Raw genomic sequence first — 22,292 nt, 5'->3', positions numbered from 1 at the left:
CTCAGCGTCCCGGGGCCCTCGCCAGCAGCGCCACCGGCCGGTCGGCGAAGAGCCGCGCCACGGGGACGGTGGGCCCCGTGAACTCCCGGCCCGCCGACAGCAGATCGCTCCACGGGCCCTCGTCGGGCAGCGTCAGCTCCGTGTCGCGCCAGCCGCCCTCCTCGTCGAGCCTGAGCGACAGCCGGGTCACCGCCGTGACCACCTCACCGGACCGGCAGAACGCCAGACAGTGCGCGGCCCCGGGGCCCCGTGCCGTCAGCGGGGCGTAGGTGCCCGACTCGCCGAAGACCTCCGGGCGCTCCCGGCGCAGGCGCAGCGCGGCCGAGGTCAGCGCGGTCTTCTCGTCGCGGTCCGCGGAGGGCACGGCGAACGGCCGCCGGTTGTCCGGGTCGACCAGGGCGATGTACTCCCGCTCCGTGCCCTGATACAGATCGGGCACACCGGGCATCGTCAGATGCACCAGCGCGGCACCGAGCACATTGGCCCGAGCGAACGGGGCGAGCGACTCCGCGAACCCGGTCATCATCGATCTGGCCTCGCCCGCGTCGCTGCCGGGGCCCGCCGCCACGAAGTCGGTCACCGCCCGCTCGTACGCGGGATCCGGCTCGGTCCAGCTGGTGAACAGGCCCGCCTCGCGCACCGACTTCAGCAGCGCCGGCTCCAGCCTGCCCGCCATCTCACCGGCGTCGAGGCCCGCGCAGCCGTACGCCGACTGCCAGGCGCCCCAGGCCAGCTGGGGGTCGGGGGCCGGCACCGACACGGCCCTGGACAGCCGCGCCACCAGCGCCGACCACAGCTCGGGGCATTCGGAGAGGACCGCGATCCGGGCGCGTACGTCCCCGCTGCGCTTGGTGTCGTGCGTGGTCAGCACCGTGCCGGTGGCCGGCCAGTCCCGCGCGATCCGGGCGCAGAAGGCGTGGAACTCCTCCGGGCTCACCGCGGGGCGGCCCGGGTCACCGCCCACCTCGGTCGCGGAGATCAGTGGCACGTAGCGGTAGAACGCCGTGTCCTCCACCGACTTGGCATGCAGCGCCGACGCGGTCTGCGCGAACCTGGCGCAGAACGCCGTGTGCTCGGGCCCCTCGCCGAGCCTGCCCAGTGCCAGATCCCGCACCACGTCGACGGCGTCCGCCTCCTGGGAGACCGCGAACACCGCCCTGGCATCCCGCACCGCCTCGGCCGGCAGCGTCGACTCGGCGATCTCCGTGAGCGGGCCGCCCGCGGTCACGTACGGGCGGTAAACGGGCACCCGCACCAGCAGCTCGCGCACCGCCGTGTGCAGCGCCCACGGCGCGTGGTCGCGCAGTGCCGGATCCCCCGCGCACGCCTCGACGGCGAGACGGGTCAGCCACTCCGTCTCGGCGGCCAGCTCATGGGTGACCACCCGGTACGCCGCACGGCGGACGGTCGCGGTCCAGTAGCCGCCGCGGTCACCCGGAGGGCCCGCGAAGTCCCGGTAGCGGCCGAGCAGGTCGGCCGCGCCCATCGGGTCGGTGAACAGCCCGTCGATCCGGTGCAGGGCGTCGTACCCGGTCGTCCCCGCGACCGCCCAGCCGGCCGGCAGGGCCTCGGACCCGGTGAGGATCTTCTCCACCACCGTCCACCGCCCGTCGGAGGCGTCGCCGAGCCGCCCGAGATACGCGGCGGGGTCGGCCAGCCCGTCCGGATGGTCGATGCGCAGCCCCTCGACGACCCCGTCGCCGACCAGTTCGAGAATCTTGCCGTGGGTGGCGTCGAAGACCTCGGGGTGCTCCACCCGGACACCGATCAGCTCGGAGATCGTGAAGAAGCGCCGGTAGTTCAGCTCCGTCCTGGCCAGCCGCCACCAGGCGAGCCGGTAGTGCTGGGCGGCCAGCAGCTCCGGCAGCGGAAGGCCGGCCGTACCCTCGCGCAGGGGAAACTCCAGGTCGCCGTAGCGGAGCACGGGCGTGCCGTCGTCCCGCGTGCCCGGCTCGAAGCTGCCGCTCTCCTGCCCGAAGCGCCCGGCCAGCACGGGCAGCAGCACCTTCCCGCCACCCGCCGCCCAGTCGATGTCGAACCAGCGGGCGTACGGGGAATCCGGGCCCTCGCGCAGCACCTCCCACAGCGGCAGGTTGTACCGGGGCGCCGCGGCCATGTGGTTCGGCACGATGTCCAGGATCAGCCCGAGGCCATGGGCGCGTGCCGTGCCCGCCAGCGCCCGCAGCCCCTCCTCACCGCCGAGCTCGGCCCGCACCGTGCTGTGGTCGACGACGTCGTAGCCGTGCCCCGAGCCGGGCACGGCCTCCAGGACGGGAGACAGATGCAGATGGGAGACGCCGAGCTCGGCGAGGTACGGCACGGCGTCCGCCGCTGCGGCGAACGGGAAGTCCGGTTGGAGCTGAAGCCGGTACGTGGCGGTGGGCGTCATGGATTCGTACGTACCCAGCGTTCCGCCTCTCTCCCCTCTCCCGCGCCACCCGGCACCGCCCTGGCGGCGCCCGCCCGGTGCCGGTCACCCCATCGGCCTACTCCGGGGCCCGTACCCGGGGGCCTACGCCGGACGCTTGAGGACCGTCAGGCTCCGCCCGACGAGCGTCACCCGCTCGCCCGCCGACACCTTGGGCCCTGCACCCGGCGGCACCCCGTCCGGGATCGCCGTGTCCACGACGACCTGCCACTGCTTGCCGTGGTTCGTCGGAACGGCGAAGTCCAGTCTGTCGGCGCTCGCGTTGAACATGAGGAGGAAGGAGTCGTCGGAGATCCGCTCACCGCGCGGCCCCGGCTCGGAGATCGCGTGGCCGTTGAGGAAGACCGTCATGGCCTTGGCGTGTGCGGCCTGCCAGTCCCGCTGTGTCATCTCGTCGCCCCTGGGGGTGAACCACGCGATGTCGGACAGCTCGTCGTGCGTGCCCTCCACCGGACGGCCGTGGAAGAAGCGTCTGCGGCGGAACACCGGGTGGTCGCGGCGCAGCCAGACCATGGACCGGGTGAACTCCAGCAGGCTGGTGTCCGTGGAGCCGCCGCCGTCCTCTCCGCCGTCCTCGGCGCGCGAGACGGCGGCCGGGTCGGGCCAGTGGACCCAGGAGAGCTCGTTGTCCTGGCAGTAGCCGTTGTTGTTGCCCCGCTGCGTCCGGGCGAACTCGTCGCCATGGCTCAGCATGGGCACGCCCTGGGAGAGCATCAGCGTCGCGATGAAGTTGCGCATCTGCCGGCTGCGCAGCTCCAGGACCTCCTTGTCCTCGGTCTCGCCCTCGGCCCCGCAGTTCCACGAGCGGTTGTGGCTCTCGCCGTCCCGGTTGCCCTCGCCGTTGGCGTCGTTGCGCTTGTCGTTGTACGAGACGAGGTCGTGCAGGGTGAAACCGTCGTGGCAGGTGGTGAAGTTGATCGAGGCCAGCGGGCGCCTGCCGTCGTCCTGGTAGAGATCGGACGAGCCCGTGAGGCGCCCGGCGAACTCCGCGAGGGTCCGGGGCTCACCCCGCCACAGATCGCGCACCGTGTCGCGGTACTTGCCGTTCCACTCGGTCCACAGCGGTGGGAAGTTCCCCACCTGGTAGCCGCCCTCGCCCACGTCCCAGGGCTCGGCGATCAGCTTCACCTGGCTGACCACGGGGTCCTGCTGCACCAGGTCGAAGAAGGAGGACAGCCGGTCCACCTCGTGGAACTGGCGCGCGAGTGTCGCCGCCAGATCGAAGCGGAAGCCGTCCACATGCATCTCGGTCACCCAGTACCGCAGGGAGTCCATGATCAGCTGGAGGACGTGCGGGGACCGCATCAGCAGGGAGTTCCCCGTGCCGGTGGTGTCCATGTAGTACGTCTGGTCGTCGGCCAGGCGGTAGTACGAGGCGTTGTCCAGGCCGCGGAAGGAGAGCGTCGGACCGAGGTGGTTGCCCTCGGCGGTGTGGTTGTAGACCACGTCGAGGATCACCTCGATGCCCGCCTGGTGCAGCGCCTTCACCGCCTGCTTGAACTCCAGCACCTGCTCGCCGCGGTCGCCCCAGGAGGCGTAGGCGTTGTGCGGGGCGAAGAAGCCGATGGTGTTGTAGCCCCAGTAGTTGGCCAGGCCCGCGTCGGCGAGCCGGTGGTCCTGGACGAACTGGTGCACGGGCATCAGCTCGATCGCGGTGACGCCCAGCTCCGTCAGATGCGCGATGATCTCGGGGTGCGCGAGGCCGGCGTAGGTGCCGCGCAGCTCATCGGGCAGGCCGGGGTGAAGCATCGTCAGGCCCTTCACATGGGCCTCGTAGATCACCGTGCGGTGGTAGTCGGTGCGCGGGCGGCGGTCGTCACCCCAGTCGAAGTACGGATTGACCACCACCGAGCTCATCGTGTGCGGCGCCGAGTCGAGGTCATTGCGCTCGTCCGGCTTGCCGAACGGGTAGCCGTACACCGCCTCGCCCCACTGGATCTTCCCCGAGATCGCACGTGCGTACGGATCGAGGAGCAGCTTCGCCGAATTGCAGCGCTGCCCGTGCCGCGGCTCGTACGGTCCGTGCACCCGGAAGCCGTAGCGCTGGCCCGGCATCACTCCGGGCAGATAGGCGTGACGGACGAAGGCGTCGGTCTCGCGGAGCTCCACCGCCGTTTCTGAACCGTCGTCGTGCAGAAGGCACAACTCGATCCGGTCGGCGGCCTCCGAGAAGACCGCGAAGTTGGTTCCGGCGCCGTCGTACGTGGCGCCGAGAGGATACGCGTGTCCCGGCCAGACCTGCATAGATAGGACTCTTCCACTTCTGATCCGGGTGCTGGGGGGTTTCGCCCCGATACTCCCCGAAAGACGGTCCTGTACCTAGTACGTCGGCCGGTGCGGCCGGATCCCGTCGCATGATCGCGCCGGGCCGGTCAACCCGGTGCACCTCCGTGTCGCCCGGACAGGGGGTCCGGGTCGCCCGGTGGCCCCTCGGCCCTGCGTACGGTGCGCCAAGGGGTGCGCAATCACTATGAACCATCTCACTCCACCCGATCTCGCCGCATGGAACAAGCCTGTGGATCACGGGAGTTGAGTGAGGAGCCTGTGCATCCGGCTGCACCGGCTCCCGCTCCCGGAGTACCCTTCCTTGATCGTTGGTGGGGGAGCGGAAGGCGGTGCGCGGGTGAGCTCGGGAGGGTTCGAGCTGCCCCCAGGTGACGCGGGTCACGAGGGGGAATCGACCGATGCCCCGCCGGGGGCCGTCTCCCTCGCACAGCCCATGGAGATCGGTGCCGAGCTGGACTGGGGAGCGGACGCCTGGAACGAGGTGCGCACCAGGGCCCAGCGCGCCGGGCGGGCGTACATCTGGCTGAATCTGGTGGAACAGCGGCTGCGCGCCGTGGTCTCCGCCGTGATCCGGCCGATCTACGAGCCGGTGCACGGCGAGGACTGGGTGGTGGCGGCGGCGGGACCCGCGGGCCAGGAGTGGGTGCAGCGTGCCGTGGCGGTCCGGGAGGTCTCGCGCCGCAAGGGCTATCTGCTCGACCCGGCCGACGACAACGTCCTGAGCTTCCTCACGCTTCCGCAGCTGCGGGAGCTGATGGTCCAGCACTGGCCCTGCTTCGAGCCGTACTTCGACGACCGCCGCGAGGTGGAGCTCGCGCTGGACGAGCTGGAGGTGGCGCGCAACGTCGTCTCCCGCAACCGCGCGCTCAACGAGGCGGTCCTCGCGCAGGCCGAGCGGGCATCGGGGCGGCTGCTGGAGATCCTCGGCAGCGGCGCGGCGGTCCCGTCCGCCGACCGGCTGCCGGTGGACGCCGTGGAGGAGCTGGTCGGCGACCGCTACGCCGATGTGGTCTCCGTCCACCCCGACCGGGTGCGGCTGCAACGGCAGCTGCCCGCCGAGGACCTGTTCGGCGGAGCGCGCAGGCTGGATGCGATCGGCATCGGGCTCAATCTACTCACGCAGAACTTCTCGGGACGCCGGCTTGTCCGCCTCGCCGAGTCGGGCTGCCGGGTCAGGCTGCTGTTCCTCAATCCGGCCAGCAGCGCGGTCAAGCGCCGGGAGCGTGAACTGGGGCTCAAGAAGGGCGAGCTCAGCCGCTCCGTGGAGATGAACATCCTCCATATGCGCCGGGTCCGCTCCAAGCTCCGCGACCCGGGCGCCTTCCAGATCCATGTCTTCGACGAGACGCCGCGCTTCACGGCCTATCTGGTGGACGGCGACGGGCCCGACGCGGTCGGCGTCGTCCAGCCGTATCTGCGGCGCGCACGCGGCATGGAGGCGCCGGTGCTCGTGCTGCGGGGCGGTGGGCGTGCGGTGGTCAGGGCGGGGCAGGACAGCGAGCACGGACTCTTCGAGACGTACCGCGAGGAGTTCGAGTCGGTCTGGACGGACTCCAGGCCGGTTTCCTGACGCCTCTTCCGGCGTTGTCAGTGGGGCGTGCGAAGGTGGTCCTCACTTGGGGGAACGCACCACAGAAGGAGGTACGGGATGAGCTGGATCAGCGGACCGCTGCTGGCGTTCGACCTGGAGACCACGGGGACGGACGTCGAGACCGACCGTGTCGTGACGGCGGCGGTCGTCCGGATCGAGGCCGATGGATCCGTGTCCCAGGAGCGGACCTGGCTGCTGAATCCCGGTGTGGCCATACCCGAGCAGGCCACCGCGATCCACGGCATCTCGACGGAGCGCGCCCGTGAGCACGGGGCGCCCGCGGCATCCGCGATCGAGGAGATCGCGGATGCCGTCGCCGACGGGCCGCGCTCGGGGACACCGCTGGTCGTGATGAACGCGCGCTACGACCTGTCGCTGCTCGACCGCGAGTGCCGGAGGTACGCGGTCGCGTCGGTCAGCGAGCGTCTGGGCGACGCGCCTTCGCCCGTCATCGACCCACTGGTGATCGACAAGCACGTCGACAAGTACCGGAAGGGCAAGCGGGCCCTGCACGCACTGTGCGCCCACTACGGGGTGGAGCTGGAGGACGCGCACGACGCGCGGGCGGACGCCGTGGCCGCCGCCCGTGTGGTGCGGCGTATGGGCGAGACGCATCAGCCGGTCGGGGTGATGCCGCTGGCCGACCTGCACGGCCTCCAGGTGCGCGCGGCGGCCGAGCAGTCGCTCTCCCTGCAGGCCTATTTGCGGCGCACCGCGGATCCGGCGGCCGTGGTCGAAGCGGCCTGGCCGCTCATCCCCCGGATGCGCTGACCGGGCTGCGCTGACTCGGATGTGCTGACCGGGATGCGTTGACCGGGTCGGCCGGCGCGGCCGGGAGCGGGTCCTGACGCCGGGTGTCAGTTCGGGGCCGGGGTGGGGGTGTCGTCGGCCTTGATGTCGAAGCTGATCTTCTCGCCGTCGACCCCGGTGACGGTGACCGTGACGCCCAGGGTGCTGCCGTCCTCCGCGTTCAGCGTGCAACGCGTGGTGGTGTCCACCTTCCCGACGAGATCGTCGGGGCAGGTGATGTCGGGCTTCGGCTGGTTCATGGTGCTGGCGAGCTTCTCGGCGACCGTGTCGGCCAGCTTGTCCGAAGCCATCTTCGGCTCCGAGTTCCCGATGCTGACCGAGCCCGAGCAGCCTGCGAGCAGCACACCGGCGGCGAGGGCCGAAAGGCTCCACTTCGCCACGTTCAGGTGGGCTATGGGCATGGGGTACTCCAATTTTAGGATCAACGGGGACGGTGGGCCGGAGGCAGCTGTGCCGCCGTGCTCAGCTCAGGATCGTAGCCGCGAAACGGTGACTCCCCGCTCCAACCGCGTAACAGCGGTGCAGCCGTTCAGAACGGATACCAGCGCACCTCGGGGTCGTCCTCGCGCAGTGACGCCACCCGGCGCCGGAATTCCGCCAGCGCCCGGGGATTCGCCGGGGCGTGCTGGGAGACCCAGGCGCAGCTCGCGGTCTCACGGGCGCCGCGCAGCACCGCGCAGCCGTCCCAGGTGCGTACGTCCCAGCCGTACGCCTCGGTGAACGCGTCGTAGGCCTCGGCGGGCAGCCCGTAGCGGTCGCGGGAGAGCGCGAGGACCACCAGGTCGTGCTCGCGCAGGTCGGCGGAGAAGGTCTCCAGGTCGACCAGCACCGGTCCGTCCGGGCCGACATGGACATTGCGCGGGAGCGCGTCGCCGTGGACGGGGCCGGGCGGCAGGTGCGGGGCGAGGGCCGCCGCGGCCTTCGCGAAGCCGTCGCGCCGGCCGCGCAGATAGTCGGCGTCGGCGGGATCGATGGCGTCACCCGCGAGCCGCAGCCAGCGCTCGACACCACCGAGCAGCTCACGGCGCGGCAGTGTGAAGTCCTCCGGGGCGGGCAGCGCGTGCACCTGGGTGAGCAGCGGGGCCAGATCGCGCGGTTCGGACGGGCGCACGGCCTCGGGCAGCCGGTGCCACAGGGTCACGGGATGCCCCTCCACCAGGCGGGCCCGGGGTTCGGCGGCGCGCACGGCGGGAACCCCCGATGCCGCCAGCCACCGGGCGACGGCCACCTCGCGCTCGGCCCGCTCCCGCAGCTCCGGGTGGTGTGCGGCGTCCCGGCCGACCTTGGCCACCAGGCCGCCGAAGCCGAACACCGCGTTCTCGCCCAGCGCGAGGAGCTCCGCGTCGGCGGGAAGTCCGGCGGCGGTCAGTACCTCGCGCGCACGCATGTCGTCCATGGCTGGATTTTCTCATCCTCGCAGGCCACCTTGACGGACGGGCGGCCCGTCAGCACGATGACGGGGGCCGCCTCGGCAGCCATAAGGGGATGAAACCGATCCAAGGGATAAAGGGGTCGAATTCATGACACTGGCGACCGCGATGACGCGGTCCGGGCGTAAGGGCCCAGACGCACAGGGCCCACGGGGCGGGCGAGGCCGACGGGGTGACGCGCGTCGGCGGGACGGCGCCACCTGGTTCCTGGTGCTGCCCGCGCTGATCCCGATCCTGATCCTCAGCGTGGGCCCTCTGCTGTACGGCATCCTGCTGGCCTTCACCGACGCGCAGTCGGGCCGCACCCGCTCCACCCAGTGGGTCGGTGTCCTCAACTTCCAGGACCTGCTGCACGACTCCCTGTTCTGGGAGTCCTTCCGGATCGGCCTGCTGTGGGCGGTCGGGGTCACGGTCCCGCAGTTCCTGCTCGCCCTCGGCCTGGCGCTGCTGCTCAACGCGAACCTGCGGATGCGCTGGCTCGCCAGGGCGCTGGCGATCATCCCCTGGGCCATGCCCGAGGTCGTCGTCGGCATCATGTGGCGCCTGGTCTACAACCCGGACGCCGGCATCCTCAACGAGACCATCCGCGATCTCGGCCTCGGCGACGGCAGGGACTGGCTGACCGGACTCGCCACCGCGCTGCCCGCCGTGATCATCGTGGGCGTCTGGGCCGGGATGCCGCAGACCACCGTGGCGCTGCTGGCCGGCCTGCAGAACACCCCGGACGAACTCCACGAGGCGGCCGCCCTCGACGGGGCCGGTGCCTGGCGCCGTTTCCGTACGGTCACCTGGCCGGCCATCCGGCCGGTGGCCCTGGCGATCAGCGCCCTCAACCTCATCTGGAACTTCAATTCCTTCGCCCTGGTCTACGTCCTGACCAACGGCGGACCCGGCGGACGCACCAGGCTGCCCATGCTCTTCGCCTACGAAGAGGCCTTCCGCTACGGACAGTTCGGCTACGCCGCCGCGATGGGATGTGTGATGGTCGCCGTCATCTCGGTGCTGCTCGCCCTCTTTCTCGTCGGCCGGCTCAGGGGAGGCGAGGACGCATGAGTCTTCGTACGGGCAGAACCGCGCGCGCCGGGCAGTACGCCGCGCTCCTGTGCTACCTCGTCTTCCTGGCGTTCCCCTTCCTCTGGCTGATCTCCACCGCCTTCAAGCCGGCCCGTGAGCTCGGCTCGCTGCACCCCACCTGGATTCCCGCGAATCCGACGCTGGACAACTTCCGGCAGGCCTTCGACGAGCAGCCGCTGCTGCGGGCCGCCGCCAATTCGCTCACCGCGGCGGTCTGCGCCGCCCTGATCGCGGTCGTCATCGCCACGCCCATGGCCTATGTGATGGCCCGCCACCGCGGTCGGCTGGCCACGGCCGCCACCGGCTGGGTCGTGGTCAGCCAGGCGTTTCCCTTCGTCCTGGTGATCATTCCGCTGTTCCTGGTCCTGAAGTACCTGCACCTGATCAACTCGTTGTGGGGGCTGACCCTGGTGTACGTCGTCTGGTCGCTCCCCTTCGCGCTCTGGATGCTCGCCGGATACGTACGGGCGGTGCCGGCCGAGCTGGAGGAGGCCGCGGCCGTCGACGGGGCGGGAAAGGCGCGGATCCTCGTGTCGGTCACCGCGCCGCTGCTGGCCCCCGGGATCGTCGCCACCGCCCTCTTCGCGTTCATCACCGCATGGAACGAGTTCTTCTTCGCGCTCGTCCTGCTCAAGACACCGGAGAAGCAGACCTTGCCGGTCGTACTCACCCATTTCCTCGGCGCGGAGGGTGCCGCGGACCTCGGCCCGCTCGCCGCCGCCGCGTTCCTCGCCACCCTGCCCTCGCTCGTGCTCTTCGCGGTCGTCCAGAGGCGCATCACCGGCGGTCTGACGGCCGGGGCGGTGAAGCACTGATGCGCCGCCACCTGCCCGCGCTCGCCGCCGCGGCCACCGCGCTCGCCCTCCTGCTGGCCGGCTGCTCGGACCAGGGCCGCCGGGGCGCGGACGCCGACGGCACGATCAGGCTCAGCTTCCAGTCGCTGGCCTGGCAGAAGGAGTCCGTCGACGCCAACGAACAACTCGTACGCGAGTGGAACGCCGCCCATCCGGACATCCAGGTGGACTACGTCCAGGGCAGCTGGGACAACGTCCACGACCAGCTGCTCACCTCCTTCGAGGGCGGTGAGGCGCCCGACATCATCCACGACGCGTCCGACGACCTCGCGGACTTCGCGTACGGCGGATACCTCGCCGATCTGCGGAGCCTGCTGCCCGACCGGCTGACCCAGGACATCCCGCAGCGGTCCTGGCAGGCCACCACCTTCGACGGCGGTGTCTACGGAGTCCCCTTCCTCCAGGAGCCCAGGGTCCTGATCGCGAACACCGAGATCCTCAGGTCGTCGGGTGCCCGGATCCCGACCCCCGAGAAGCCCTGGAGCTGGCCGGAATTCCGGCAGGTCACCGACCGGCTGACGGAGAAGGGGACGTACGGGGTCGCCTGGCCGCTCAAGGAGCCGGTCTCCGTCACCCTCAATCTGGGCCTCTCCGCCGGCGGCCGGCTCTTCCACCGCGGCGCGGACGGCAAGGTGACCATCCGGTCGGGCAAGGGCGACCAGGTCATGCCCGACACGGTCAGGGACCAGGTCAACTCCGACCGCAGCGCGGCGCGTGGGGCCCTCGGGATGGGAGGCTCGGACACCCTGCCCGGATTCTTCGGCGGCAAGTACGCCATGGTCCCGCTGGGCTTCTCCTACCGCCAGCAGGTCGTCGAGCAGGCACCCGAGGGCTTCGACTGGACGGTGCTGCCCATGCCGGCCGGCAGCGGGGGATTGGCCCAGGGGGTCAGTCCGCAGACTCTCTCGGTCGCCGAGGACAGCCCGCACAAGAAGGAGGCCGCGCGGTTCATCGACTTCCTGCTGCGCCCCGCCAACATGGTGCGCCTCGCCAGGGGTGACTGGATGCTGCCGACCGGCACCGAGGCACTGCGGGATCCCTCGCTGCACACCGGGAAGAACGGCTGGGCGACGGGCACCGCACTCGCCGGGGCGCTGCGGCCGGCCCCCGCGCAGTCGGTGCGCGGCTACCCCGAGTGGAAGGACAAGGTCGCCACGCCCGCGCTCCAGGAGTACTACAGCGGGGCCATCGGCGCCGATGAGCTGGAGAGACGTCTGGTCGACGACGGGAACCGGGTGCTGGCCCGCTACCAGCGCTGAGCGCGCGACCGGGAGCGACCCGGAAAACGAGTGGGCACCACCCGGAAAACGAGTGGGCGAGACGAACCGTCTCGTCTAGGGTCGGGGCATGCATACGACCCCGCGCGCCCATGTCGCCATGTTCTCCATCGCCGCCCACGGGCACGTGAACCCGAGTCTCGAAGTGATCCGGGAGCTCGTCACCCGTGGACACCGCGTCAGCTACGCCATCCCCGCCTCCTTCGCCGAGAAGGTCGCCGCCACGGGGGCCGAACCGGTGATCTACACCTCGGTGCTGCCCACCGAGGACAATCCGGAGGCCTGGGGGACCGAACTCATCGACAACATCGAGCCGTTCCTCGACGACGCCGTCCAGGCGCTCCCGAAGCTCGCCGACGCCTTCGAGGGGGACGAGCCCGACCTCGTCCTGCACGACATCACCTCCTACCCGGCCCGTGTGCTCGCCCACCGCTGGGGCGTGCCCGCCGTCCAGCTCTGGCCCAACCTGGTCCCCTGGGAGGGATACGCCGAGGAGGTGGGGGAGCCGGCGACAGCCGGGCTGAAGCAGACCGAGCGGGGCCGGGCCTACTACGCGCGCTTCGCGGCCTGGCTCACGGAGAACGGCCTGGGCGACCTCTCCTCGGACGACTTCGTCGCCCGGCCGCGCCGCGGACTGGTGCTGATCCCCGAGGCGCTCCAGCCGAACGCCGGGCGGGTGGACCACACCAGGTTCACCTTCGTCGGCGCCTGCCAGGGCGACCGCGCCGACCAGGGCGAGTGGGAGCGGCCCGCCGGTGCCGAAAGGGTCCTGCTGGTCTCCCTCGGTTCGTCGTTCACCGACGAGCCCGGGTTCTACCGGGCGTGCGTCGACGCGTTCGGTGATCTCCGCGGCTGGCATGTGGTGCTGCAGATCGGGGCCCACGTCGACCCCGCCGCACTCGGTGACGTACCCGACAACGTCGAGCTTCACTCCTGGGTCCCGCAGTTGTCCGTGCTGAAGCAGGCGGACGCCTTCATCACCCACGCGGGCGCCGGCGGCAGCCAGGAGGGGCTCGCCACCGGTACCCCGATGGTCGCGGTCCCGCAGGCCGTCGACCAGTTCGGCAACGCCGACATGCTCCAGGCACTCGGCGTCGCCCGGCGGCTGGCCAAGGAGGAGGCCGACGCCGCGTCCCTGCGTGCCGCCGTGCTCGCCCTGGTGGACGACCCGGACGTGGCGGCGCGGCTGGCGCGGATCCAGGAGCGGATGGCGGCCGAGGGCGGGGCGCCGCGTGCCGCGGACCTCATCGAGGCCGAACTCCCCGTCCGGCAGGCCTGATCGGGCCGGATTCACCCCTTCGGGTGGCGGGGGTGCGGCCCCGGTGTTCATGAACTACTCGGCAGTACGTCCGACTTGACGGGAAGTGCCCAGGTTTTTTGTGTCCATAACTTGCCGAGTACGTGACGGATGCATGAAGTTCTTGATCTGGGCGCGTCAATCGAGCAGTGTTTCGAGGCAACCCCCGGAGATTTTCCGGCCGAGGGTTAATCCCCCCACAAAGAATGACGAGGAGACCCCCTCTTCATGGCAATTAACAAGCGCATACGCTCGGTCAAGCTCACCGCCGCGATCACCGCTGTGGCAGCGGCCGCCGGTGTCACCCTGCTCGCCAGCCCCATGGCCGGTGCCGCCCCGGCGCCCGCGCTGGGCACCGTCTACGGCGCGGACGCGGCGACAGCTGTCTCCGGCAGCTACATCGTGATGCTGGACCAGAAGGCCGACAAGGCCGACCTGGCCAAGCAGTACGGCGGCAAGCTCCAGCGCAACTACACGTCGGCCATCAACGGCTTCTCCGCCAGCGGGCTCTCGGAGACCGAGGCCAAGCGGCTCGCCGCCGACCCGGCCGTCTCGAAGGTCGTCCAGAACAAGAAGTTCCACGTCGACGCCACCCAGGACAACCCGCCGTCCTGGGGCCTGGACCGCATCGACCAGACCGACACCGCCGGTGACGACGCGTACAACTACCCGGACAGCGCGGGTGAGGGCGTGACCGCGTACGTCATCGACACCGGCGTCCGCATCACGCACGAGGAGTTCGAGGGCCGGGCGAGCTACGGCTACGACGCCGTGGACGACGACGATGACGCCGACGACGGCTACGGTCACGGGACGCACGTGGCCGGCACCATCGCCGGTGCGACGTACGGCGTCGCCAAGAAGGCCAACATCGTGGCCGTCCGGGTCCTCGACGACTCGGGCTCGGGCACCACCGAGCAGGTCGTCGCCGGCATCGACTGGGTCACCGAGAACCACGAGGGCCCGTCCGTCGCCAACATGAGCCTCGGCGGCGGCGTGGACGAGGCGCTCGACGCGGCGGTCCAGAAGTCCATCGCCTCCGGAGTCACCTACGGGGTGGCCGCGGGCAACGAGTCCAGCGACGCGAGCGAGAGCTCCCCGGCGCGCGTCCCCGAGGCCATCACGGTCGCCTCGTCGACGGTGGACGACGAGCAGTCGTCGTTCTCCAACTACGGCTCGCTCGTGGACATCTACGCCCCGGGTTCGGACATCACCTCGGCGTGGAACGACAGCGACACCGGCTCCGACACCATCTCCGGTACGTCGATGGCCACTCCGCACGTCGTGGGTGCCGCGGCGCTCTACCTCGGCGGGCACACGGACGCCACCCCTGAGGAGGTCTCCGACGCGCTCACCGAAGGGGCCACCCCGGACGCCATCTCCAACGCCTCCCAGGGCACGCCCAACAAGCTCCTGAAGGTCGTGGAGTAGCAGGCCGGGCAAGGCCTGACAGAGAACAGACGGACGGCCGCCGCGCCCTCCCCCACGGGGCGCGGCGGCCCGTTCGGGTGCGGAACTCCAAGGCCCTGTTCGCCGGCCGGTCTAAGGTATGGACCATGAGTACGATGTACGCGGCGCTGCTGCGGGGGATCAATGTCGGCGGCCACCGGCGGGTCCCGATGCCGGAACTCCGGGCGCTGCTCGGGGAGCTGGGGCACGAGGACGTCGCCACCCATCTGCAGAGCGGCAACGCGGTATTCCGCGGCGCGTCGGGGGACGAGGACGCCCTGCGTGCCGAGCTGGAGCGGGCCATCGAGGAGCGGTTCGGCTTTCCGGTCGACTGCGTCGTCCGCCCCGGCGGCTATCTCGCGGACGTGGTCGCGACCTGTCCGTTCCCGGCCGCCGAGCTCGACGCGAAGCAGCTGCACGTCACGTACTTCGACAAGCCGGTCGACGCGGCACGGTTCGCGCCGCTCGACGCCGAGGCCTTCCGCCCGGAGGAGTTCCGGCTGGGGGACCGTGCCCTGTATCTGTACGCGCCCGACGGACTCGGCCGCTCCAAGCTCGCCGTGGCACTCGGGCGGCCCGCGCTCAACCGCGGTCTCGTCGCCACCAGCCGAAACTGGAACACCGTGGTCAAGCTTGCGGAGATGACGCGTGACTGAGCCCCCGGCCGCCGTGGCCGCAGCCATCGAGGGCGAGCTCCGCCTCCTCGACCCCGTCGTGCGTGCCTCGGCGGATGTCCTGGCGACGCTGCTGCACCCCGACTTCCGGGAGATCGGTACCAGCGGCCGGCTGTGGGAGCGGGACACGATCATCGCCATGCTCACGGCCCCTGGCGCGCCGCGCCCCGGACCGCTCACCGCGTCCCGGATGCGGGGCGAGCAGCTCGCACCCGACCTGGTGCACCTCACCTTCGACACGGAGTCCAAGGGCCTGCGCTCCCACCGCAGTTCACTGTGGCGGCTGACCGGATCCGGCTGGATGCTCTACTTCCATCAGGCGACGCCCTTCATCGACGATCCGTTCGCCGAGGTCTGAGCCCGCGGTTCCGGGTTCCGCCGCACCCCCGCTGCATACGCGGGCGCCGTTCCGCAAGAGGGCGGTACCGGACTGAAGTGCGCCTGCTCCGTGCCCGAAACGCGTCCGGTTCTCGCTGGAAGGGCTGATTCCGGCCATCCGGCGCGCCCGGTCAAAACGCCGGTAAGCCGCCCGAACGGGCCATGCGGCGGCACGCCCGTTCCGGGCCGCGCGGACCGGTCGGCGCGCCCCTGCCGGGCAGGGCCGGTGTGTGTGAACGCGATGCGCGTAGAAAGCGGCCGAAGTCCACTCGGCATCAGGGGCTTTGCTGCAATTCGCTGCCCTCCTCCGTTCGGTGGGCGGACGCCGCTGTTCGGAAGTTACCTGGCACGCATATCGGAGTTCAGGGTCCGTTCTCCGTCGAGGTCCGGAAGGCGACCTTGTCACCGGCTCAAGCGGAGTCAAGGATTCGAGGCGTGCGGTTGGCAGGTCCACGACCAGAACCCGCTGGTCGAGGACGGCCGTACTACCCGGCCCGCCCACCCAGTGGGCCGGTACACCCCCCGATGACGGAGGATCCTGTGACCTTCAAGCGCTTCGCTCCCCTCACCTCGCTCTCCAGACGTGCTCGCCTCATCGCGGCGACCTCCGGCCTGGTCACCGCCGTGGCGCTGGCGGCCCCCACCGCGGTCGCCCAGGCGGCCCCGGACGCCACCGTGTCCAAGGCCGCCCTGGCCGACGCCAGTTCCGCCGTGCGCGGCGCCGACATCGCCGGCACCGCCTGGTACACCGACGCGAGCACCGGCAAGGTCGTCGTGACGGTCGACAGCACGGTCAGCTCCGCCGAGATCGCCACGATCGAGAAGTCGGTCACGGACTCGGGCGCGAAGGCCGACATCAAGCACACCGACGGTACGTTCAACAAGCTCATCGCAGGCGGACAGGCCATCTACGCCAGCGGCGGCCGATGCTCCCTCGGCTTCAACGTCCGCAGCGGCAGCACCTACTACGCGCTGACCGCCGGGCACTGCACCGAGATAGGCAGCACCTGGTACACCAACTCCGGACAGAGCACGACGCTCGGCACCCGCGCCGGCTCCAGCTTCCCGGGCAACGACTACGGTCTGATCCGGCTCAGCAACTCCGCCGCGGCGGAGGGCTCGGTCTACCTCTACAACGGCAGCTACCAGGACATCACCTCCGCCGCGACCCCCAGCGTCGGTCAGAGCGTCAAGCGCAGCGGCTCCACCACCGGTGTCCACAGCGGCACCGTCACCGGCCTCAACGCCACGGTGAACTACGGCAGCGGCGACATCGTCAGCGGCCTGATCCAGACCAACGTCTGCGCCGAGCCCGGTGACAGCGGCGGCTCGCTGTTCTCCGGCTCCACGGCGCTCGGCCTCACCTCCGGCGGCAGCGGCAACTGCTCCTCCGGCGGCACCACGTTCTTCCAGCCCGTCACCGAGGCGCTGAGCGCCTACGGCGTCAGCGTCTTCTAGGAGACGCACGCGGGCCATCGGGACCCGCACGCACGCACCACCTGCCGACGGGCCGCGCTCACCGAGCGCGGCCCGTTGCCGTTCGGTCCTCAGGCGCTCATCGCCCCGGTCACCGGCACGCGCGCCTCGTCGTACCGGGTCAGCAGCAGCCGGGCCAGCGCGGGGGACGGGCCCAGCACGCCGGCCAGTACATCGGCCCCGGCCTCCTCTGCCCCCGTCGCGATGCGGTCGGGGAGCCGGCCGGGCGCGATGACGTACGGCGCGACCGCCACCCGGTCCACACCGTCGGCGCGCAGGGACCGCACGACATCGGCGGTCCTGGGGAGAGATGCGGAGGCGAACGCAGGCCGCACGGCGCACCAGCCGGTGTGCCGCAGCTCCCGCGCGATTTCAGCGATCACTGCGATCGCCTCCGGGTCGGTGGAGCCCGCCGATGCCAGGACGAGACCGGTCGAGCTCTTGTCGCCGGGGCGCACCCCGGCCTCGTACAGCCGCTGTTCCAGTGCCGCGTTCAGCAGCGGGTCCGGACCGAGTACATCGGCCTGACCGATCCGCAGCCGCGGCAGCCGTGCGCGGGCCTCGCGCAGCACCGACGGGATGTCCGCCTTGGCGTGGAAGGCGCGGGTGAGCAGCAGCGGAAGCGCGACGACCTCGTCCGTGCCGTCGGCGGCCAGCCGTTCCAGCACCCGGGGCACGGACGGGGCGTTGAATTCCAGGAAGCCCGTCTCCACACGCAGCCCGGGCCGCAGCGACCGTATCCGCGCGGTGAGCGCGTGCACGGTCGCCGCGTGCCGCGGGTCGCGGCTGCCGTGGGCGACGACGAGCAGGACGGGGGAGGCCATGGAACTCAGCTCCTGACGAGGAGACCGCGGCCGCGCAGCACCCGCCGCTCCAGCGGGCTGAAGATCAGCAGGTCGATCGCGATACCGACGAACAGGATGAGCAGGATCGCCAGGAAGATCCCCGGCATGTCGAAGTTGTTGCGGCCGTTCTCCAGCAGCTGGCCGAGCCCCAGACCCAGGTCGGGCGACGACGCGATGATCTCGGCGGCCATCAGTGAGCGCCAGGAGAACGCCCAGCCCTGCTTGAGGCCCGCCAGATAGCCGGGCAGCGCGGCCGGCAGGACGATGTGGACCGTGCCACGCAACCCCGTCGCGCCGATCGTGCGGCCCGCGCGCAGGAACAGCGGCGGCACCTGGTCGACGCCGGAGACCAGCCCGTTGGCGACGGAGGGCACCGCGCCGAGCAGGATCACCGCGTACATCGTCTTGTCGTCCAGGCCCAGCCAGATGATGGCCGGCGCCACCCACGCCACGGACGGCAGGGACTGCAGCCCCGAGAGGATCGGGCCGATCGCGGCCCTGACCAGCTTCACCCGTGCGACCAGCAGACCCAGCGGCGTACCGATGACGACAGCCATCACGAAGCCGAGCAGACCGCGCGACACGCTGGTCCAGATGACCTCGAGCAGGGTGCCCTTCGCCCACATGTCGGTCAGGCTGTCCCAGACCGCGGACGGCGGCGGCAACTTGTAGTCGTCGGTGACCTTCGCCCAGACCAGCACCTGCCAGACCAGGACGACCAGGACGACCGCGACGACCGGTGGCAGGACCTTGTTGAGCAGGATCTCGCGGGTCGGCGTCCTGCGCACCTGTACGGCGTCGAGGGCGTCGAGGCCGGCCTCCAGCCCCGCCAGGTCGTCGGCCTTCGTCTCAGTGCTGGCCATGACGGCGGATCTCCCCACGCAGTTGTTCGGTGATCTCTACGGACAGCTCCGCCACGGCGGTGTCCTCGATGCGGCGCGGCTGCTCGATGTCGACCGTCCACTCCCGGGCGACCCGGCCGGGGCGAGAGGAGAGTAGGACGACGCGCTCGGCGAGCCGTACCGCCTCACGCACGTTGTGGGTGACGAAGAGGACGGAGGCGTTCGTCTCGCGCCAGATCCGGGTCAGTTCGTCGTGCAGCACATCGCGGGTGATGGCGTCGAGCGCGGCGAACGGCTCGTCCATCAGCAGCAGTTGGCTGTCCTGGGCGAGCGCCCTCGCCATCGCCACCCGCTGGCGCATCCCGCCCGAGAGCTCGTGCACCCGCTTGCCGTACGCCCCGCCGAGGCGCACGAGTTCGAGCAGCCGCTCCGCCTCCGGGCGGCGCTCCGACTTCGGTACCCCGCGCAGCCGCAGGGCCAGTTCGATGTTCTTGCCCGCGGTCAGCCACGGGAACAGCGCGTGCTCCTGGAACATCAGGGCCGGCCGCCCGCCGGGGGTCTCGATGGACCCCGCGGTCGGGCGGTCGAGTCCGGCCACCAGGTTGAGCAGCGTCGACTTGCCGCACCCGGATGCTCCCAGCAGGGTGACGAACTCGCCCGGAGCGACATCGAGCGTGATGTCGTCCAGGACGAGCTGCCGCCCGGTGGGTCCGGCGAAGGACTTGGACACGTTCGTGAGACGAGCGGCGTGCTCGACCGCCGCGCGGTCCTCGGCCTTGGTGAGGGTGGTGGTCGCCATGGTCGTCACCTCCTGGGAGTCATCGGGGATCCTGGTGCGGTCGGTCTACTCGACGCCGAGACCGGCGTCGTCGACCTCGGGCTGTCCCTCGGCCTTGAGGACCTTGTTCAGCGGCTTGAGGTCGTAGATGCCCTTGAGGTCGGGCTTCTCCAGCAGACCGGCCTTGACCGCGTGGTCGGCCTGCGCTTCGAGCGTGGCGGCCAGCGGGTCGTCGGTGATGTCGATGGACTCCCACGCCGGGTCGAGGACCTCGTCGGGCAGCGCCTTGCCGCTCAGCTTCTCCAGCGCCTTGTTGGCCGAGGCCTTCGCCTCGTCCGGGTTGGCGTTGATCCACTTGTTGGTGTTCACCGTGCCCTTGAGCACCGCGTCCACGACGTCCGGGTGCTCGGTGAGGAACTTCTGCGACACGATGATGTTCGTGATGACGAACTTGTCGTCCGGCCACAGCGTCGACTCGTCGAGCAGGACCTTGCCGCCCTCGGAGACCAGCTTCGAAGCGGTCGGCTCCGGGACCCAGGCGCCGTCCAGGGAACCCGACTTGAAGGCGTCCGGGGTCACCTTGTTGTCGGAGCGTACGACGGAGACGTCGCCCTTGCCGCTCTGGGCGTCGACCTTCCAGCCCTTCTCGGATATCCAGTTGAGGAAGGCCACGTCCTGGGTGTTGCCGAGCTGCGGGGTGGCGATCTTCTTGCCCTTGAGGTCGTCCAGGGTCTTGATCTTCTTCGGGTTCACGACGAGCTTCACGCCGCCGGAGGCCGAGCCGCCGAGGATCCGCAGGCTCTGGCCCTTGGACTTGGTGTAGCCGTTGATCGAGGGGGAGGGGCCGATGAAGCCGATGTCGATGGACCCCGCGTTGAGCGCCTCGATCTCGGAGGGCCCGGCGTTGAAGGTCGAGGGCTTGACCGTGGTGCCGCCGAGCTCCTTGGCGATGAGGCCTTCCTGGATACCGACCAGGGCGGTGGCGTGTGTGAGGTTAGGGAAGTAACCGAGCTTCACGGTGTCCGCCGAGAGCTTCTTCCCGCCGGTGGAGGCGGTCGACTTCGCGGAGTCGTCGTCGTCCGCCTCGGAACCGTAACCGCAGGCGGTGAGCGCCACGGCGAGCAGCGGCAGAGCCGCGGCTGCGGCGAGACTGCGGCGGAGAGTGGTACGGGTGGCAGGCACGGGAGGCTTTCCTCTCGTTGGCCCGGTGCTCACGTCCCCCCGGAGTCGGGTGGCGCGACCGGGCGGTCGGCAGGTCTTCGTCTGATCGGGTGGTGCGGGTCGTACGAGCGGGCGCGCAGGCAGTGCGCGTACGTCAGCACGCACATCGCCCGACCCCGCCCAGTCCTCCCCCAAGCTCTCGACTCCGCTCGAGCAGGGGGTGCCCCCATCCGCGGGCGCCGCTGCCGACCCGGCCGCCCTCCTTGGCGAAGGTGGAGAAGAAGTCGTTCGCCATCAGAAGTCCCACTCCGCGTCCTCGGCGGAGGTGTCCGCGTCGGCCGCCGCCCCCTCGGCGACGGCGGCGAACGAGGCGCCCGCCATACCGGCCGTCAGCGTCGTGCCGTCGGCGGGATCGATCAGCAGGAACGATCCGGTGCGCCGCGAGTCGGCGTAGGCGTCGAGCGCGAGCGGCTCGGCGGTACGCACGACGACCCGCCCGATGTCGTTGGCCACCAGCTGCCCGGGAGCCGGGTGCTGGGAGAGGTCGTCCAGGGTGAGCCGCGACGGTATGTCCTTGACGATCGCCTTGACCGTCCGGGTGGTGTGCTTGAGCAGCACCCGCTGACCCACCGTGAGGGGCTGGTCGGCCACATGGCAGACGGTCGCCTCGACGTCCTGCGTGACGGCGGGGGCGTCGTCGGTGGGGGCGATCAGGTCGCCCCGTGACACGTCGATGTCGTCGGCGAGCCGGATCGTCACCGACTGCGGCGCCCAGGCCATGTCGACGCTCGCGCCGAGTGCCTCGATGCCCTCGATCGTCGTGCTGCGCCCGGACGGCAGCACGGCCACGCTCTCGCCGACCCGGAACACCCCGGCGGCGATCTGACCTGCGTAGCCCCGGTAGTCGGGGTGCTCGCTGGTCTGCGGGCGGATCACGTACTGCACGGGGAAGCGCGCGTGGCACTCGGTGAGGTCATGGCTGACCGGCACCGTCTCCAGGTGCTCCAGGACCGTCGGGCCGCCGTACCAGTCCATGTGGGCGGAGGGTTCCACGACGTTGTCGCCGGCCAGCGCCGAGATCGGGATCGCGGTGATCTCCGGGACGCCGAGCGAGGCGGCGTACGCGGTGAACTCCTCGGCGATCGCGGCGAACACGGGCTCCGCGTAGTCCACGAGGTCCATCTTGTTGACGGCGAGGACCACATGGGGGACACGCAGCAGAGCGGCGACGGCGGCGTGCCTGCGGGTCTGCTCGACGACACCGTTGCGGGCATCGACGAGGACGACGGCCAGCTCGGCCGTCGACGCGCCGGTGACCATGTTGCGGGTGTACTGCACATGGCCCGGGGTGTCCGCGAGGATGAAGCGGCGCCGCGGTGTGGCGAAGTAGCGGTAGGCGACATCGATGGTGATGCCCTGCTCACGCTCCGCCCGCAGCCCGTCGGTGAGGAGCGCCAGGTCGGGTGCCTCCTGGCCCCGGTTGGTGGAGGCCAGCGCGACGGCCTCCAGCTGGTCGGTGAGGACCGACTTGGAGTCGTGCAGGAGCCGCCCGACAAGGGTGGACTTGCCGTCGTCGACGGACCCGGCGGTGGCGAACCGCAGCAGGGTGGTCGCCGAGAGCTGCTCGGTGGTGGTGGTCATG

The 22,292-nt window shown here is 70.8% G+C and carries 19 protein-coding genes; 10 read left to right on the top strand and 9 right to left on the bottom strand.

Translation table 11 applies throughout. The annotated features are described in order from the left end of the window. Position 1: 1 nt before the first annotated feature. Both treY and glgX read right to left on the bottom strand, forming a co-directional pair. A complete protein-coding gene (gene treY, locus OG623_RS06075; RefSeq protein WP_406144968.1) occupies positions 2-2,389 on the bottom strand; it encodes a malto-oligosyltrehalose synthase in 2,388 nt (795 codons plus the stop codon). Between the two features lie 123 nt (positions 2,390-2,512). Continuing rightward, positions 2,513-4,672 (bottom strand): glycogen debranching protein GlgX, encoded by a 2,160-nt coding sequence (glgX, locus tag OG623_RS06070; protein ID WP_406144966.1) that lies wholly within the window; start codon positions 4,670-4,672, stop codon positions 2,513-2,515. Positions 4,673-5,051: 379 nt separating this feature from the next. Between glgX and OG623_RS06065 the strand changes: the two genes are divergently transcribed. Then, positions 5,052-6,284 (top strand): SAV2148 family HEPN domain-containing protein, encoded by a 1,233-nt coding sequence (locus OG623_RS06065; protein ID WP_362894334.1) that lies wholly within the window; start codon positions 5,052-5,054, stop codon positions 6,282-6,284. 78 nt (positions 6,285-6,362) lie between these two features. After that, entirely contained in the window at positions 6,363-7,076 is a 714-nt protein-coding gene (locus tag OG623_RS06060; protein ID WP_406144964.1) for a 3'-5' exonuclease, read from the top strand. 86 nt (positions 7,077-7,162) lie between these two features. On the opposite strand, the gene OG623_RS06055 is transcribed toward OG623_RS06060, so the two are convergent. After that, positions 7,163-7,516 carry a DUF4333 domain-containing protein gene (locus OG623_RS06055; RefSeq protein ID WP_406144962.1) on the bottom strand — a complete coding sequence of 118 codons (354 nt, stop codon included), beginning with the start codon at positions 7,514-7,516 and terminating at the stop codon, positions 7,163-7,165. Between the two features lie 128 nt (positions 7,517-7,644). Further along, on the bottom strand, positions 7,645-8,511 hold the full coding sequence (locus OG623_RS06050; protein ID WP_406144960.1) for a phosphotransferase enzyme family protein: 867 nt from the start codon (positions 8,509-8,511) through the stop codon (positions 7,645-7,647). A 124-nt stretch (positions 8,512-8,635) separates the two neighbouring features. On the opposite strand from OG623_RS06050, the gene OG623_RS06045 reads away from it, so the two are divergent. The 8 genes from OG623_RS06045 (at position 8,636) to OG623_RS06010 (ending at position 17,006) form a co-directional block, all read left to right on the top strand. Then, a complete protein-coding gene (locus OG623_RS06045; RefSeq protein ID WP_406144958.1) occupies positions 8,636-9,598 on the top strand; it encodes a carbohydrate ABC transporter permease in 963 nt (320 codons plus the stop codon). Then, positions 9,595-10,434 carry a carbohydrate ABC transporter permease gene (locus OG623_RS06040; RefSeq protein ID WP_406144956.1) on the top strand — a complete coding sequence of 280 codons (840 nt, stop codon included), beginning with the start codon at positions 9,595-9,597 and terminating at the stop codon, positions 10,432-10,434. The genes OG623_RS06045 and OG623_RS06040 overlap by 4 nt, the downstream gene beginning before the upstream one ends. Continuing rightward, complete coding sequence (locus OG623_RS06035) at positions 10,434-11,732, top strand: ABC transporter substrate-binding protein (RefSeq protein ID WP_406144954.1); 1,299 nt, start codon at positions 10,434-10,436, stop codon at positions 11,730-11,732. The genes OG623_RS06040 and OG623_RS06035 overlap by 1 nt, the downstream gene beginning before the upstream one ends. An 88-nt stretch (positions 11,733-11,820) precedes the next feature. Then, the gene (mgt, locus tag OG623_RS06030; protein ID WP_406144952.1) at positions 11,821-13,029 is read left to right on the top strand and encodes a macrolide-inactivating glycosyltransferase; all 1,209 of its coding nucleotides are present in this window, start codon (positions 11,821-11,823) and stop codon (positions 13,027-13,029) included. A gap of 246 nt (positions 13,030-13,275) precedes the next feature. Further along, a complete protein-coding gene (locus tag OG623_RS06025; RefSeq protein ID WP_406144950.1) occupies positions 13,276-14,478 on the top strand; it encodes a S8 family peptidase in 1,203 nt (400 codons plus the stop codon). A gap of 125 nt (positions 14,479-14,603) precedes the next feature. After that, positions 14,604-15,152 (top strand): DUF1697 domain-containing protein, encoded by a 549-nt coding sequence (locus tag OG623_RS06020; protein WP_406144948.1) that lies wholly within the window; start codon positions 14,604-14,606, stop codon positions 15,150-15,152. Beyond that, positions 15,145-15,528: a DUF4440 domain-containing protein gene (locus OG623_RS06015; RefSeq protein ID WP_406144946.1), complete on the top strand. Its 384-nt coding sequence runs from the start codon at positions 15,145-15,147 to the stop codon at positions 15,526-15,528. Before OG623_RS06020 ends, OG623_RS06015 begins: the two co-directional genes overlap by 8 nt. A 560-nt stretch (positions 15,529-16,088) precedes the next feature. Continuing rightward, entirely contained in the window at positions 16,089-17,006 is a 918-nt protein-coding gene (locus tag OG623_RS06010; protein ID WP_406144944.1) for a S1 family peptidase, read from the top strand. Positions 17,007-17,095: 89 nt separating this feature from the next. On the opposite strand, the gene OG623_RS06005 is transcribed toward OG623_RS06010, so the two are convergent. From OG623_RS06005 to OG623_RS05985, 5 genes are all read right to left on the bottom strand, one after another. Beyond that, positions 17,096-17,848: a sirohydrochlorin chelatase gene (locus OG623_RS06005; RefSeq protein ID WP_406144942.1), complete on the bottom strand. Its 753-nt coding sequence runs from the start codon at positions 17,846-17,848 to the stop codon at positions 17,096-17,098. Between the two features lie 5 nt (positions 17,849-17,853). Next, entirely contained in the window at positions 17,854-18,732 is an 879-nt protein-coding gene (locus tag OG623_RS06000; protein WP_406144940.1) for an ABC transporter permease, read from the bottom strand. After that, positions 18,719-19,510, bottom strand: coding sequence for an ABC transporter ATP-binding protein (locus OG623_RS05995; protein ID WP_406144938.1), 792 nt, complete (start codon positions 19,508-19,510; stop codon positions 18,719-18,721). The genes OG623_RS06000 and OG623_RS05995 overlap by 14 nt, the downstream gene beginning before the upstream one ends. Positions 19,511-19,555: 45 nt before the next feature. Beyond that, the gene (locus OG623_RS05990) at positions 19,556-20,671 is read right to left on the bottom strand and encodes an aliphatic sulfonate ABC transporter substrate-binding protein (protein ID WP_406144936.1); all 1,116 of its coding nucleotides are present in this window, start codon (positions 20,669-20,671) and stop codon (positions 19,556-19,558) included. 273 nt (positions 20,672-20,944) lie between these two features. After that, positions 20,945-22,291, bottom strand: coding sequence for a sulfate adenylyltransferase subunit 1 (locus tag OG623_RS05985; RefSeq protein ID WP_406144934.1), 1,347 nt, complete (start codon positions 22,289-22,291; stop codon positions 20,945-20,947). Position 22,292: the final 1 nt, after the last annotated feature.

This window comes from Streptomyces sp. NBC_01012 (assembly GCF_045162755.1).
In the GTDB taxonomy this organism is placed as follows: domain Bacteria; phylum Actinomycetota; class Actinomycetes; order Streptomycetales; family Streptomycetaceae; genus Streptomyces.
Note: the sequence above shows the minus strand (reverse complement) of the source record. Positions and strands in the feature narration are given on the sequence as shown.